Consider the following 13,387-nt stretch of genomic DNA (forward strand, 5'->3'; position numbering starts at 1 on the left):
CTGGGAACATTGATTTACAGCAGATCGTCCAGATCCATGGTTTCGACCGCTTCCTTCTCGTCGTCCCAGAAGGTACCCAGTTGCCCCATGGGCGTCCGGTGCCCGGTATTTTCCATCCACAGCCGATCGGAGATCGCCACAATCATGTCCGTGGCCATCGCATCGACAAAGACCCACTCCTCGTTCGCTGGTGTTTCCTCGATGGCCTGAGCGTGGCTACGGATCACATCGCGAAGGCGTTCTTCGTCACCTTTGTTCTGGGCCGCGATGGCGTGGAACACGTGGCTGATCCTGACACCGGCTTCCTCGCCCTGCGCGTCGGCAATTTCCAGCCGCTCAAAAGGATCCTCGCCCTCTGGCAGTGCGCCAGGAATCATTGCCCAGACCGTCGCACGCAGTGCCATGGGAGCCCCCCACCATTTGTCGTTTTCCAGACAACGGGTCGCGCGAGAAACCGTGGAGCCGATGTTCTTGGGGACGCCAATGGACGAGGTGGACTGAATTTCAGCGTTCAGGGCCTGCAAGCCCGACAACAAGCCCGCCATGTAGATGAACTCGCCCAGGTCGTCATCGAAATCAGGGCACTCACCTGCATCGGGTTTGCCATAGAAGGCGTTATGGTGCTTCCAGCCCCGGTGATAGCGTTTGGCGGCCAGGGAAAGCGCGCGCTTCTGGCGAATCATGGCGTCTTCCGCTTCTTCCGCGTCCATCGCACGCAGGGCGGCCAGACCATCCAGTTCGTGTTCCCGTGCCTGCTCCTCTGCACACCCGCCAGCCGAGAGGTACAGCATCACCGCCAGTTGGTCAGGTTCACTGGTAACCCGGCCAAAAGACATCAGCAGGGGCGCGGTGGCCTCACTCATGGCGCACCCCATGGCGAGGTCGTCACTTTCCAGTAGATAGGGCACGGTGTGATTGCGGGAAAAGCCCTGCATCACGTCGCCGGTGGTTTTATAGATCATGTTGTTGACGACACCACAACCACTCAAAACCACACTGGCAAGCACAGCGGCCATTGCACTACGGAAACGTGTATTGCCCCGATGAGCCTGACTGACAGGTTTCTGAATACTCGTCATAACGTTGTACCTTCTACTCTTCTGCGTTTTTGTTGTTCGGAGCGTTGGTTCAGAACCGGAGTGTCACCAGGCCAGGGCCGCACTCACAATCTGTTACGGTTTGTAACCGAATCGGCATTATCGCCGACAACTCCCTGTTTTTATGAGACACATCCCGCAAATGGAAACGGCGCTTCAAATGCATTTCAATTGCCGGTTTGCACATTGGCCCGCAAACCGCTATAGCTTTGATCAGCCGACGGCGTCGCATCCGTCGGCCAGTGACCAAAAACGACAAAAAGGAGTACCTGATGCGCAAACCTGAACTTGCCGCCGCCGTTGCGGATAAAACCGGACTGTCCCGGGACAAAGCCAGCGAAGTCATTACCGCTGTTACTGACCAGATTTCCGCCGCCGCGGCCCGTGGCGAAGACACCACTCTGATTGGCTTCGGCACCTTCAACATCCGCAGCCGTGAGGCTCGGGATGGCCGTAACCCTCAAACGGGTGCAACCATCAAGATACCCGCCAGCAAAACTGTCGGCTTCAAGGCAGGTAAGGCACTGAAAGACTCCATCCGTTAAAGCGATAACCGGGGCCCGCCCGGGCCCCTTTCATTGTCGGCTCAGGAGGCGCACTCGGAACGGGCACCGTCCACCCGGCAGCGAATCGCCTTCATCAGACTGATCGCACGCTCGTCGTAGACACCATCTTCCAGCAACGACAACCGCACCTTGCGCAGCATCTTGTCGTATTCGGCAACGTCTTCCTGTGGCGGATGCATCCAGATGTCGTCGGGGATACCGGCTTCGGCTTCGGCAATGATTTCATAGGCCTCGTCAATACGCTTGATGGCCTGGTCACGCACCATCTGGCCGGCGTCGTCCGGGAAGCGGTCGCGGTGGATGATCACCTGGAAGTTCATATAGGCCAGGGCGTACTTGAATACGCCACCGTTCGGGTTCACGCCCTTGTAGAGTTCCAGGGGCGAATAAGCAACCGCCGGAGCGTAGGCCAGGTCAACACTGCCGTTGTTGAATTTGCCAGCAAAGTTGGCGGAGTTGGAGCCCACTACAGATGCCCCTACGTGGCGCACCATGCGCACGGACGCGGTATCGAAATCCAGCGTGGCAATGCGCTTGCCCTGAAGTTTTTCCACTGAATCAATGGCCCGATCCCGGGTGTGGAGATACACCGCGCCACCGGGGAATACGCCAGCCACTTCGTAGTCACCGTCAATCAGGAACGGGCGTGCCTTTTCCTGGCTGAGGGTGTTGTACAGCAGCCGCATTTCCTCTTCACCGGGCACAGCGCCCATGGCTTCCAGGGTACCGGTAAACTTGTTGAATTCGCGGGCACGGGTACCGGTGAGCAAAACCGCATCGCACTGCCCGGCCTTGAAGTCCTCGGCCGCGACTTTCTCGTCGGTATAAGCACGCAGGTCCAGCTTGATACCTTCCTTAAGGGCTACCGGCTGGAAGGTTTTGGTAATGGCAAACAGGGGACCGTTGGCACCGACCGGATCAAACACACAGAAGCTTCGCTCCATGATGTCTGATTCCGCCTGGACGAACGGCGACAACGCAAGAGTGGCACACAGGGCTGCCACCGCAGTGGCCTTTCGCGGGAGGTTGACTGATTTCACGGGGATGACTCCTGAATTATTATTGTTGGGCGACGGCACATCCACATGTGCACAGGTCACCGCATTCCTTCGCCGAGACTATGCCGGCGATGGTAAGAATACGTTGGCACAGGTGCCTGTCTTCAAGGGCTCTGGGGCAAAAAGGTAAGGAACTGTGACGGGCTCGACAGAGGTTACGCAACCTCTGCCACACTTTGCCAACATGAAGCGATATGAAGGCGGGAGCTACAGGTCAGATTGAGACCACGCCTGCCGCCCATCGCACAGAGTCAGGCGAACAACGCCCGGGAGGGCCTTTCCTGGCAGCGGCACATGACGCCCAACAGAGCTGAGGCTGCTGTCGTTGGGAACCCAGGTGGCATCGGGGTCAAACACACAAAGGTCTGCAACCGCACCCTGCCGGAGCTCGGCAGAACGGCCAATCACTTCAGCCGGGCCACCAGTCAGCGAGCGGATCAGGCTAGCCATGTCCAGCTCGCCACGTTCGACCAGCAACAACCCCATAGACAGCGTGCTTTCGATGGTGGACAGGCCCGGTTCCGTCGCCGCCAAAGGCGCCTGTTTGGCAGCGGAATCGTGGGGCTGGTGCTGGCTGGTGATGGCGTCGATCACGCCATCCCGCACACCGCCGAGCAACGCCTGGCGGTCTTTTTCAGAGCGCAGTGGCGGTCGCACGTGATAGCGGCTGTCGAATCCTGACAGGGCGTCCTCGGTGAACATCAACTGGTGCATGGCCACATCGGCGGTCACTGCAATGCCACGTTTGCGGGCATCGGCCAGCATTTCCACGCTGCGGGCACAGGAAAGCTGGCCAAGGTGCAGTCGAACCCCGGTTTCCTCCGCCAACAACAGCATTTCCATGATCGCGGCGGTTTCCGCCACCTCCGGGATACCCAGCAGGCCCAACCGCGAAGCCACCAGGCCGTCGTGGGCGTAGCCGTCCGCTGCCAGCGCCTGGTTCTCGGGGCTGAACATCACCGTCAGGCCAAATGTCCGGGCATAGGCCATACAACGGCGCAACACTCTGGCATTTTTCACCGGGCGGGCTCCATTGCCCAGTGCGATACAGCCAGCACCGGCCAGGCCGGCCATGTCACTGAGCAGTTCGCCTTCCAGGCCACGGGTTATTGCGCCAACCGGCAATACCCGCACCGAAGAGCGCTTCGCGGCCACGTCCAGGATCAGGTTGGTCACCGCGCCGGAGTCATTGACCGGCGAGGTGTCCGGTGAGGCACACAGGGTTGTGAAGCCGCCATGAGCGGCGGCGAGGCTTTCCGAGGCAATATTGCCTTTCTGGCCGTTGCCCGGCTCACGCAGGTTGCAGCACAGATCCACAAATCCGGGTGTCAGGAGGCAGCCTGTGGCGTCGAAATCGTGGTCGGCGGGTTCCTTTTCGGCCGCTTCACCCAGGGCGGCGATTCGCCCGTCACGGACCAGAACGGTGGTTTCAGCGTTGGTGTCGGCTAGGCGGCCACCGATAATCTTAAGGCTGCTCATCCCCGGGCCCTCCCCGCCAGTTTGCGACTGCGCTCGGCCATCTGACCTCCCATGGCCATGGACATCACCGCCATACGAATGGCGATACCGTTAGTGACCTGATTGAGGATCACGGATTGTGGCCCGTCGGCGACTGCGGACTCGATTTCCACACCCCGGTTGATCGGCCCCGGGTGCATGACGATGCATTCAGGATGGGCCAGCGCCAACTTCTCCTGATTCAGGCCGTAGAGCCGGTAAAACTCGCGTTCGCTGGGCAGCAGTGCACCCTCCATGCGCTCTTTCTGAAGGCGCAGCATGATCACCACGTCCAGATCCTTCATACCCCGGGTCATGTCATATTCCACAGTGCACCCCAGGCTCTCAACGTCCCTTGGTAGCAGGGTGGCGGGCGCAATAACGCGCACTTCAGCGGCGCCCAGTTCATTCAGGGCACGAATCTGGGAACGGGCCACCCTCGAGTGCAGCACATCACCGACAATCGCCACTTTCAGGCCTTCAAATCCGCCCTTGTGCTGGCGAATGGTGAGCATGTCCAGCATGGCCTGGGTTGGATGGGCGTGGCGGCCGTCGCCGGCATTAATAATGGCAACTCCAGGGGTAACGCTCTCGGCGATAAAATGGGGGGCACCACTCTGGGAATGGCGCACCACGAACATATCGCTGGCCATGGCTTCCAGGTTCAGCAGTGTGTCCGACAAGGATTCGCCCTTGGACGTTGCGGACGTGTTGATGTCCAGATTGAGCACGTCGGCGGACAGCCGTTTGGCAGCCAGTTCGAAGGTGCTGCGGGTGCGGGTACTGGATTCGAAGAACAGGTTGACCACGGTGCGACCCCGCAGCAGTGGCACCTTCTTGATGCTGCGCTCCCCCACTTCGATAAACGAATCCGCGGTATCCAGGATTTCCGTCAGCAGCGCGCGGTTCAGACCGTCGAGGGTCAGGAAATGGCGTAACTGGCCGTCCGCGGTCAGCTGCAGGGAGGTTTGTGAGGGATCGGTTGCCGTCATGGGTCGCCTGTTGATGTTATGCGTTCGCTGATTAGTGGCCTGTTTCCTGGAGTTCTATGTGCAGTGGGTCCGGCCCGCGCAGTTTGACACGCTGATGCGACTGCAGGGCAAGCACCCGTCCGGTTACATCTGGCTGAACGGGCAGCTCCCGAGCGCCCAGATCCACCAACGTGGCGAGGATGATACTCGCCGGCCGGCCATAATCGAAGATTTCATTCATGGCCGCGCGAATGGTACGGCCGCTCATGATCACGTCATCGATCAGGATAATGTCTCGGTCTTCGGTGCTGAACGGCAGGCTGGAGGGCTTCACTTTCGGGTTCAGCCCTATGCGGCTGAAGTCGTCACGGTAGAAGGAAATATCCAGTTCCCCCCAGGGTTCCTGGAGACCCAGGCGTTTACTCATGACATCCGCCAGCCAGACACCACCGGTACGAATTCCAATGAGCGCCGGGGAGGTTACGCCCCGCTCTTCCAGTTTCTTGCGCAGGCCAGCTTCCAGGTCATCCAGCAGCCGGTCGATTTCAAGCAATGCAGTCATTTAAATCCCCATAGTCAGCAGCCCGGGCCCGGTCAGGACGAACGAGACTCCTGCTGGTGAAACCAGGTTTCCAGAATCAGAACGGCGGCGCGGTCATCGACGCCATCGCGACCGAAATCACGGCTGCCACCGGACGCCATTACATCGCCCTTGGCCTCAAAACTGGTGAGACGTTCGTCCACCATCTCAACCTCGACGTGAAAGCGACCATGCAGGCGTTTGCCAAATTTCCGCGCCCGTGCACACATGTCATTTTCAGTGTCATCCATGTTCAGGGGCAGGCCGACCAGCACCCGGTCCGGCTGCCATTCTTTCAACAGCCGACCAATCTGTTCCCAGTCGGGAACCCCATCACGGGCCGGCAGCATGGTCAGAGGCTTGCCAGTCCCCAGAATTTCCTGACCACTGGCCACACCAATCCGGCGGGTACCGAAATCAAACGCCATTACACGCCGGTTGCCAGCCTCAGGCATGGCCCACAAACTCACTGAGCTGGTTGAGATCAATGCCAATAAGCTTGAGCACGGCCTGATACCGGTCTTCCCAGGGTGTCCTGAACAGGATATCGGCGGTGGCGGGGCAGGTCAGCCAGGCGTTGCTGGAGAGCTCTTCTTCCAGCTGTCCCTCACTCCAGCCGGCATAGCCCAGGCACACCAGGTAATTCTTCGGCCCCCTGCCTGCACCAATGTCAGACAGCACGTCACGGGAGGTGGTCAGCAAGACGTCGTCAGCCACCTGCGCAGTGTTCTGCCAGCCTGCGTCCGGGGAATGCAGCACAAACCCGCGCTCGGGCTGAACCGGGCCGCCTCCGTATACTGGCACGTCGAGCTCGCCACCCTCCATGTCCAGCTGCTCCAGAATTTCCCCCAGGTGGATGTCCAGAGGGTGGTTCACCGTCAGCCCCAGGGCGCCTTCATCCGAATGCTCGCACAGATAGATCACTGCACCGTGGAAACGTGGGTCCTGCAAATAAGGAGACGCCACCAGAAACTGGTGCCGCAGACTGTGTGGAGAGTGTTTTGATGCTGTCATCCCGATGTCAGCCCCCGCCGTTCGAATACCCAGGTGCGGATAATTTCCAGTTCATCGACATTCTCGCGCATCTCATCCGGGAAAGGCGCGAAAGGTGCTGCCATTCTCACGATGCGTATTGCCGCATCATCAAGCACACTACTGCCGGATGATTCGAGTATAGCCAGTTCCTTTATTGTGCCATCCTCCCTCATGGAAACCAGCATCCGCAGAGTGCCATAGATTCCGGCTCGCCTGGCCTCGGTAGGATAGTTGATATTGCCGACACGGGTTACCTTGCTGACCCAGTTCTGAACGTACCAGGCATTGGTCGATTTCAACGTCGAGGCCGCGGTAACCCTCATGACCCGGGGTTTCTTGGCGTAGGCCCTGCGCTGCTGATCAAACCGCGCCTCCAGACTGGCAATTTCCAGGCTGCGCTCCATCAGGCTTTTCTTTTCCTTCACCGGTAGCGGCTCTTCCGATGTTGGTTCCGCTGCCGAGGGCTCTGATACCTGGCGTTCATTCTGAGCCTGTGTCTGCACCACCGGCTGTTCCTGTTCTTGCCTGGGCTCAACACGAGACGGAGGTTCCGGCTGAACCTCAGCGACCTCCGGCTGGCTGACGTCGGAAGGCTGCGGCGTGGTCATCTCCACCGGCTCATCCTCGGTACCACTGCCTTTCTGGCTGGTCTGGGCCAGGAAATCAGCCTCCTCCGGATCGGTTTCGTCGTCAAACTGGGAAAGTGTGATTTCCATGGTCTGAGCCGAGGAGCGCGGAGACTCGGGCGCAAAGGTAATACCCAGCACCACGATGGCGTGGAGCGCCAGCGCCATGAAGAGCGTGAACGAAAACCGATCAAAATCGCTGACCTGTACTGCCATTCCTGCTATTTACCCTCGGTTAGACCTGGCTGGAGGTCATTATTTCAGACGGCGCTCGATGGCATCCAGCAACTGGCTGGAAATATCGATGTCGTAGGCGGCATCCAGTTCCCGAATACAGGTGGGACTGGTGACATTGATTTCAGTGAGGTAGTCACCGATGACGTCGATGCCGACAAAAATGAGCCCTTTTTCCTTGAGCACTGGCGCCACACGGTCACAGATCTCCCGATCGCGTACCGTGAGTTCACGACCCTCTCCTCGCCCGCCAGCGGCCAGGTTTCCACGATTTTCACCCTGAGAGGGGATACGCGCAAGCGCGTAGGGAATCGGCTCGCCGTCGATCAGCAGGATGCGTTTATCGCCCTGCTTGATCTCGGGTATGTATTTCTGCGCCATGGCCTGGTGGGCGCCATAGTTGGTCAGGGTTTCAATAATCACCCCAAGGTTGTCGTCGTTTTCCTTGACCCGGAAGATGGAGCGCCCGCCCATACCGTCCACCGGTTTCATGATGACATCACCATGCTCGGCGTAGAATTCCTTGAGTCGCTCAGCCGAGCGGGTAACGATCAACGGCGGCGTGCAGTCCTCAAACTGGGCGGCGAACAGCTTTTCGTTACAATCCCGCAGCGTGGAAGCCGGATTGACCACCAGGGCGCCCTGCTGCTCGGCAATTTCCAGAATGAACGTGGCCATCAGGAACTCCCGGTCCACCGGTGGGTCCTGACGCATCAGGATGACGTCAAGATCACCAAGCGCCCGGTCCTGGGCGCCACCAAAACCGAACCAGTCTTGTGGGTCCAGGTGTACGGTCAGGTCACGGGTTCGCGCCCTCGCCTGTCCGCCCTTGAGGTACAGGTCCGGTAGCTCCATGTACTCGATTTCCCAGCCCCGCTTCTGCGCCGCCAGCAACATGGCCAGAGAGCTGTCTTTCTTGAAATGGATCTTTTCGATGGGGTCCATCACGATGCCGAGTCGGACTGTCATATTGCCTCGCCAGGTAAAAGGTTGAAAACACGAACCGGTCTGCAGAGCGATCCTGGGAATAAGTGCTATGCTGTGGACACAGATGGTATTGTACCCGAGCCGCGAATGCATCCGGAGAAATCCCGTATCAATTACGTGACTTTCCGGGCAGAAGTACATTTGGTCACAAAGTTATACTTTTTATCCGGCCGCCAATACTCTATAAATGAGCGGGATTTATAGAACATCGTTAATGTTTGTGTTAAAAACCCCGGTTGAAAATAACGACAGTCGCTGAGCGCAAGGCAGTTGGACAATGGATGACAACTTCGAGAATCTGAAGATTATGGTGATCGACGACAGCAAGACCATTCGTCGCACCGCCGAAACCCTTCTTAAGAAAGTCGGTTGCGAAGTCATTACCGCAACGGATGGCTTTGACGCTCTGGCGAAAATCGCCGATTCCCAACCCAATATCATTTTCGTCGATATCATGATGCCCCGGTTGGACGGCTACCAGACCTGCGCACTGATCAAGAACAACTCCTCTTTCAAAAAGACGCCGGTCATCATGCTCTCCAGTAAAGACGGACTGTTCGACAAGGCCAAAGGCCGGATTGTCGGTTCAGACCAGTATCTGACCAAACCGTTCAGCAAGGACGAGCTTCTAAACACGATTCGCCAGTATGTTCCCCAGGCGGAACAATAAAACTGCTGCAGCAAAGAACTATTGAGGACACCATGGCCCGCATTCTGATTGTTGATGATTCCCCGACCGAGGTTAAGAAAATCTCGACCATTCTGGAAAAGCACAAGCACGAAGTGCTGACCGCTGACAACGGCGCCGACGGCGTTGCCAAGGCACGCGCTGAAACACCAGATCTGGTCCTGATGGACGTCGTCATGCCCGGCCTGAACGGCTTCCAGGCAACTCGTCAATTGACCCGCGCCCCGGAAACCGCTTCCATTCCGGTGGTGATTGTCACCACCAAGGATCAGGAAACAGACCGCGTATGGGGAACACGCCAGGGTGCAAAGGGTTACCTCGTCAAACCTGTCGTTGAAGACGACCTGATCAAAACAATCAATAGCCTGATTGCCTGATCCCCAACCGTGGAGTAAGCATGTCCGCCCAGGCCGCCCCTTTTGCCGTTCTGACGGATATCGCCCGACGCAGCCGTGCCATGGCTGCCGGTCTGCCGGAACAACAGGAAGCCGTTGAACTCTGGAACGGAATCGGATTTGTTCTGGCGGGTGAGCGTTACGTAGCGCCCATGGGTGAAGTCACTGAAATTCTCCATGTCCCCCGCTATACCCACATACCGGGGGTTCATCCGTTTATGATGGGCGCTGCCAACGTGCGTGGCCGCCTCCTGCCACTGGTCGACCTTGCCGGCTTTTTTGAAGTTCCCCGTTCTTCTCGCAGCACCCGCGAACGCAGGGTGCTGGTTGTCGAACAGGGGGACGTATTCAGTGGCCTGGTGGTCGACAGCGTCTCAGGCATGCAGTATTTCGCAGTGGACAGCTTCGTGGCATCGCCACAGGATGTGCCTGCAAGCGTTCAGCCGTTTGTGAATGGCGGCTACGAGCGTAACGAGGAAGTCTGGAAAGTGTTTTCCGCCGCCGAGCTTCTCGGTGACGAACGCTTCCTGGATGTAGCGCAATGGTAAGGGTGGTGACATTGGCAGGAACATCTTCCCGCCTGCCCAACGCCCGCAGAAACAAACTTGCCACTATTACGAAGAGGCCGGGAGCCAGAAAATGAAAAATAGAGCCGGAAGACTCAGTATGGGACAGGGAGGCAACAAACTGGTTGCCGGCCTGATTGCCGCGCTGATCGCATTGACCGTCCTGCTCGTTGCGGTGCTGTTCATTATCAATCGGGACAGCCAGAACGATCAGGAATACATCGCTCACTCAGCCGAACTGAGGGTGCTGTCTCAGGAAATCGCGAAAAACGCGACGGAAGCCGCCGGTGGTACCGCGTCAGCTTTCGACGCACTGCGACGTTCCCGTGACGAGTTCGAACGGTTGTGGGGCTATGTAGTTGACGGTAATCCGGAAACCGGCCTGCCCCCAAGCGAGGTTGCACAGGACAGCAACGTGCAGGCGACCTGGGAATCGGTTCGTGACAACGCCGACAGCATCCTGTCCACCCAGGACGCGGTACTCGGCCTCCACGAAGTGGCACGGACCCTGAACGAAACCATTCCGCAGTTGCAGGTGGAATACGACGACATCGTTCAGATCCTGCTGGATAACAACGCACCCGCTGAACAGATCGCACTGGCACAGCGCCAGTCCCTGCTGGCGGAACGGATTGTGCGCTCGGTTAACAACGTACTTTCCGGTGACGAAGACGCGGTTATCGCCGCTGACCGGTTTGGCCGCGACGCCAGCCTGTTTGGCCGGGTTCTAGACGGCCAGGTCAATGGCAACCCGGCCATGGGCATCTCCCAGGTAAACGATGAAGATGCCATCTACGGCCTGGAAGCCGTTGGCGAACTGTTTGAATTCGTTTCCCAGAACGTAGACGCCATCCTTGAAGCCTCTCCCGACCTCTTCAAGGTGCGTACTGCGGCCAGCGACATCTTCCAGAACTCACAGGTTCTGCTGGACGAACTGTCGGTTCTGTCCGAGAAATTCACCGGCCAGGCCGGATCCCGTTTCGTCAGCCCCACGCTGGCATTCATCATCCTGGCCGCGATGGTCGGTATCGTTGTGATGATCGGTGTGGTGCTCTACCGCGAAGCCCAGGAGCGTCTGGCAACGACCCAGGAACAGAACGAGCAGAACCAGAACGCGATCCTGCGACTGCTGGACGAACTGGCTGACCTGGCGGACGGTGACTTGACCACGGAGGCCACGGTTACCGAGGACTTTACCGGCGCCATCGCCGACTCCATCAACTACGCGATCGACCAGATGCGTGGACTGGTACAGGCGATCCGTGGTACTGCGGTACGGGTAGCGTCAGCCGCCCAGGAAACCCAGGCCACAGCAATGCACCTGGCGGATGCTTCCGAGCACCAGGCCCAAGAAATTGCCGGCGCCTCTGCCGCTGTGAACGAGATGGCCGTGTCCATCGACCAGGTATCTTCCAACGCGGCTGAATCCTCCGCGGTTGCGGAACGGTCGGTTGCGATCGCGAAGAAAGGCGCGGAAGTGGTACAGAACACCATCCGCGGCATGGACAACATCCGTGAGCAGATCCAGGAAACCTCCAAACGGATCAAGCGTCTGGGTGAATCTTCCCAGGAAATCGGTGACATCGTATCCCTGATCAACGACATCGCCGACCAAACCAACATCCTGTCCCTGAACGCCGCGATCCAGGCCTCCATGGCCGGTGACGCAGGCCGAGGCTTCGCGGTGGTTGCGGACGAAGTTCAGCGACTGGCGGAACGTTCCTCTGCAGCAACCAAGCAGATTGAGGCACTGGTTAAGACGATCCAGTCAGACACCAACGAAGCCGTTATCTCCATGGAACACACCACCGCCGAGGTGGTCCGTGGTGCACGTCTGGCACAGGACGCGGGTATTGCGCTCGAGGAAATCGAGAACGTATCCATGTCCCTGGCGGAATTGATCCAGAACATTTCCAACGCCGCCCGTCAGCAGTCGTCCTCTGCGGCGCACATTTCCAACACCATGAACGTCATCCAGGAAATCACCTCGCAGACGTCCTCCGGTACCAACGCGACCGCGAAGTCTATCGGTAACCTGGCAGAAATGGCGTCTGAACTGCGGTCCTCTGTTGCGGGCTTCACACTGCCCGAAGAAGAGTCGGCCGATCAGGAAGAAGAGGAAGACAGCGACGTACCGGTGGTGAGCTGACAACCGCTCCGAGGCTGCTGACAGTTTATGGCTGAAACACGCAACCATCTGTCACCTGCCGAAGGCATCTGGTCACTGCGCCGACTTCCCGATATGGACGAGGCGCAGTTCAACCAGTGGCAGACGCTGCTTGAACATCGTACCGGCATTACCCTGTCTTCCGGGCGCAAATCGTTTCTCGAGACCAACCTCGGGATTCGCATGCGGGAGATTGGTTGCAGTAGTTATCAGGCCTATTACGAGAAGATCGTATCCGGCCCGGACGCTGTCGTTGAATGGTCCACCCTGGTGGATCGTCTGACGGTTCAGGAAACCCGGTTCTTCCGGGATCCGGATGCCTTCCGGCTGGTGTCTGACTATGTGCTTACCCGGCCCCGGGAGACGCTGAAACGGCGCCCTCTGGAGGCCTGGAGTGTGGGATGTTCCACCGGCGAGGAACCCTACACGCTGGCCATGCTGCTGAATGAGAGTATGGAGGGGTTGTCGCTACAACCATTGTTTGGCGTTACCGGCTCCGATATCAGTAAACCGGCCATCGACAAGGCCCAGTCCGGCCTGTTCAGTGCCCGCAAGCTGATGGGAATGGATGACGCCATGAAAGCCCGGTATTTCCGGCCGGCGGAACGGAACAACGTCGAGATTATAGAAAGCATCCGGGAGCGGGTGTGTTTCACCAGACTGAATGTGCTGGATCTGAAACACGCTCCGATGCATGGAATGAATATTATCTTCTGCCAGAACCTGCTGATTTATTTCCGGCGCTGGCGCCGGCGGGAAATCGTGAAAAGGCTTGCAGAGCGGCTGGCGCCCGGGGGGTTGCTGGTCCTGGGCCAGGGAGAGTTGACCGACTGGCAGCCCCCTGGCTTACAGAGGGTACCCTCGGAACATGTGCTGGCGTGGATCAAACGCCAGACTGACGAAGAATAACCGGAGTGGTT

At 58.5% G+C, this 13,387-nt stretch carries 15 protein-coding genes; 6 read left to right on the plus strand and 9 right to left on the minus strand.

What is annotated here, in order from left to right; all coding sequences use genetic code 11:
- Positions 1-14 precede the first annotated feature (14 nt).
- A complete protein-coding gene (locus tag ACTRWH_RS02585) occupies positions 15-1,079 on the minus strand; it encodes a hypothetical protein (RefSeq protein WP_075194702.1) in 1,065 nt (354 codons plus the stop codon).
- 290 nt (positions 1,080-1,369) lie between these two features.
- Here ACTRWH_RS02585 and ACTRWH_RS02590 point away from each other — a divergent pair, with 290 nt between their 5' ends.
- On the plus strand, positions 1,370-1,642 hold the full coding sequence (locus ACTRWH_RS02590; protein WP_036211361.1) for an HU family DNA-binding protein: 273 nt from the start codon (positions 1,370-1,372) through the stop codon (positions 1,640-1,642).
- 41 nt (positions 1,643-1,683) lie between these two features.
- On the opposite strand, the gene ACTRWH_RS02595 is transcribed toward ACTRWH_RS02590, so the two are convergent.
- From ACTRWH_RS02595 to gshB, 8 genes are all read right to left on the minus strand, one after another.
- Positions 1,684-2,607: a putative solute-binding protein gene (locus ACTRWH_RS02595; RefSeq protein WP_226910031.1), complete on the minus strand. Its 924-nt coding sequence runs from the start codon at positions 2,605-2,607 to the stop codon at positions 1,684-1,686.
- Between the two features lie 321 nt (positions 2,608-2,928).
- On the minus strand, positions 2,929-4,200 hold the full coding sequence (locus ACTRWH_RS02600) for a dihydroorotase (protein ID WP_036211368.1): 1,272 nt from the start codon (positions 4,198-4,200) through the stop codon (positions 2,929-2,931).
- Complete coding sequence (locus ACTRWH_RS02605) at positions 4,197-5,210, minus strand: aspartate carbamoyltransferase catalytic subunit (RefSeq protein WP_075194700.1); 1,014 nt, start codon at positions 5,208-5,210, stop codon at positions 4,197-4,199. Before ACTRWH_RS02605 ends, ACTRWH_RS02600 begins: the two co-directional genes overlap by 4 nt.
- A 31-nt stretch (positions 5,211-5,241) precedes the next feature.
- Positions 5,242-5,751 (minus strand): bifunctional pyr operon transcriptional regulator/uracil phosphoribosyltransferase PyrR, encoded by a 510-nt coding sequence (gene pyrR, locus ACTRWH_RS02610; protein ID WP_036211374.1) that lies wholly within the window; start codon positions 5,749-5,751, stop codon positions 5,242-5,244.
- Positions 5,752-5,783: 32 nt separating this feature from the next.
- Positions 5,784-6,224: a Holliday junction resolvase RuvX gene (ruvX, locus tag ACTRWH_RS02615; protein ID WP_041333003.1), complete on the minus strand. Its 441-nt coding sequence runs from the start codon at positions 6,222-6,224 to the stop codon at positions 5,784-5,786.
- The gene (locus tag ACTRWH_RS02620) at positions 6,217-6,783 is read right to left on the minus strand and encodes a YqgE/AlgH family protein (protein WP_036211379.1); all 567 of its coding nucleotides are present in this window, start codon (positions 6,781-6,783) and stop codon (positions 6,217-6,219) included. The genes ruvX and ACTRWH_RS02620 overlap by 8 nt, the downstream gene beginning before the upstream one ends.
- Positions 6,780-7,646, minus strand: coding sequence for an energy transducer TonB (locus ACTRWH_RS02625; RefSeq protein WP_085678515.1), 867 nt, complete (start codon positions 7,644-7,646; stop codon positions 6,780-6,782). The genes ACTRWH_RS02620 and ACTRWH_RS02625 overlap by 4 nt, the downstream gene beginning before the upstream one ends.
- A gap of 39 nt (positions 7,647-7,685) precedes the next feature.
- On the minus strand, positions 7,686-8,633 hold the full coding sequence (gene gshB, locus ACTRWH_RS02630) for a glutathione synthase (protein ID WP_075194698.1): 948 nt from the start codon (positions 8,631-8,633) through the stop codon (positions 7,686-7,688).
- A 295-nt stretch (positions 8,634-8,928) separates the two neighbouring features.
- On the opposite strand from gshB, the gene pilG reads away from it, so the two are divergent.
- The 5 genes from pilG to ACTRWH_RS02655 all read left to right on the plus strand — a co-directional run bounded on the left by pilG (position 8,929) and on the right by ACTRWH_RS02655 (position 13,376).
- Positions 8,929-9,321: a twitching motility response regulator PilG gene (gene pilG / locus ACTRWH_RS02635; protein ID WP_007154228.1), complete on the plus strand. Its 393-nt coding sequence runs from the start codon at positions 8,929-8,931 to the stop codon at positions 9,319-9,321.
- Positions 9,322-9,353: 32 nt separating this feature from the next.
- On the plus strand, positions 9,354-9,716 hold the full coding sequence (gene pilH, locus ACTRWH_RS02640) for a twitching motility response regulator PilH (RefSeq protein ID WP_007154227.1): 363 nt from the start codon (positions 9,354-9,356) through the stop codon (positions 9,714-9,716).
- A 20-nt stretch (positions 9,717-9,736) separates the two neighbouring features.
- Complete coding sequence (locus ACTRWH_RS02645) at positions 9,737-10,282, plus strand: chemotaxis protein CheW (RefSeq protein ID WP_007154226.1); 546 nt, start codon at positions 9,737-9,739, stop codon at positions 10,280-10,282.
- Between the two features lie 91 nt (positions 10,283-10,373).
- Complete coding sequence (locus tag ACTRWH_RS02650; RefSeq protein WP_036211383.1) at positions 10,374-12,449, plus strand: methyl-accepting chemotaxis protein; 2,076 nt, start codon at positions 10,374-10,376, stop codon at positions 12,447-12,449.
- A 27-nt stretch (positions 12,450-12,476) separates the two neighbouring features.
- On the plus strand, positions 12,477-13,376 hold the full coding sequence (locus ACTRWH_RS02655) for a CheR family methyltransferase (protein WP_036211386.1): 900 nt from the start codon (positions 12,477-12,479) through the stop codon (positions 13,374-13,376).
- Positions 13,377-13,387 lie beyond the last annotated feature (11 nt).

The sequence above is a fragment of the Marinobacter sp. G5_S1_61_S3 genome (assembly GCF_054968585.1).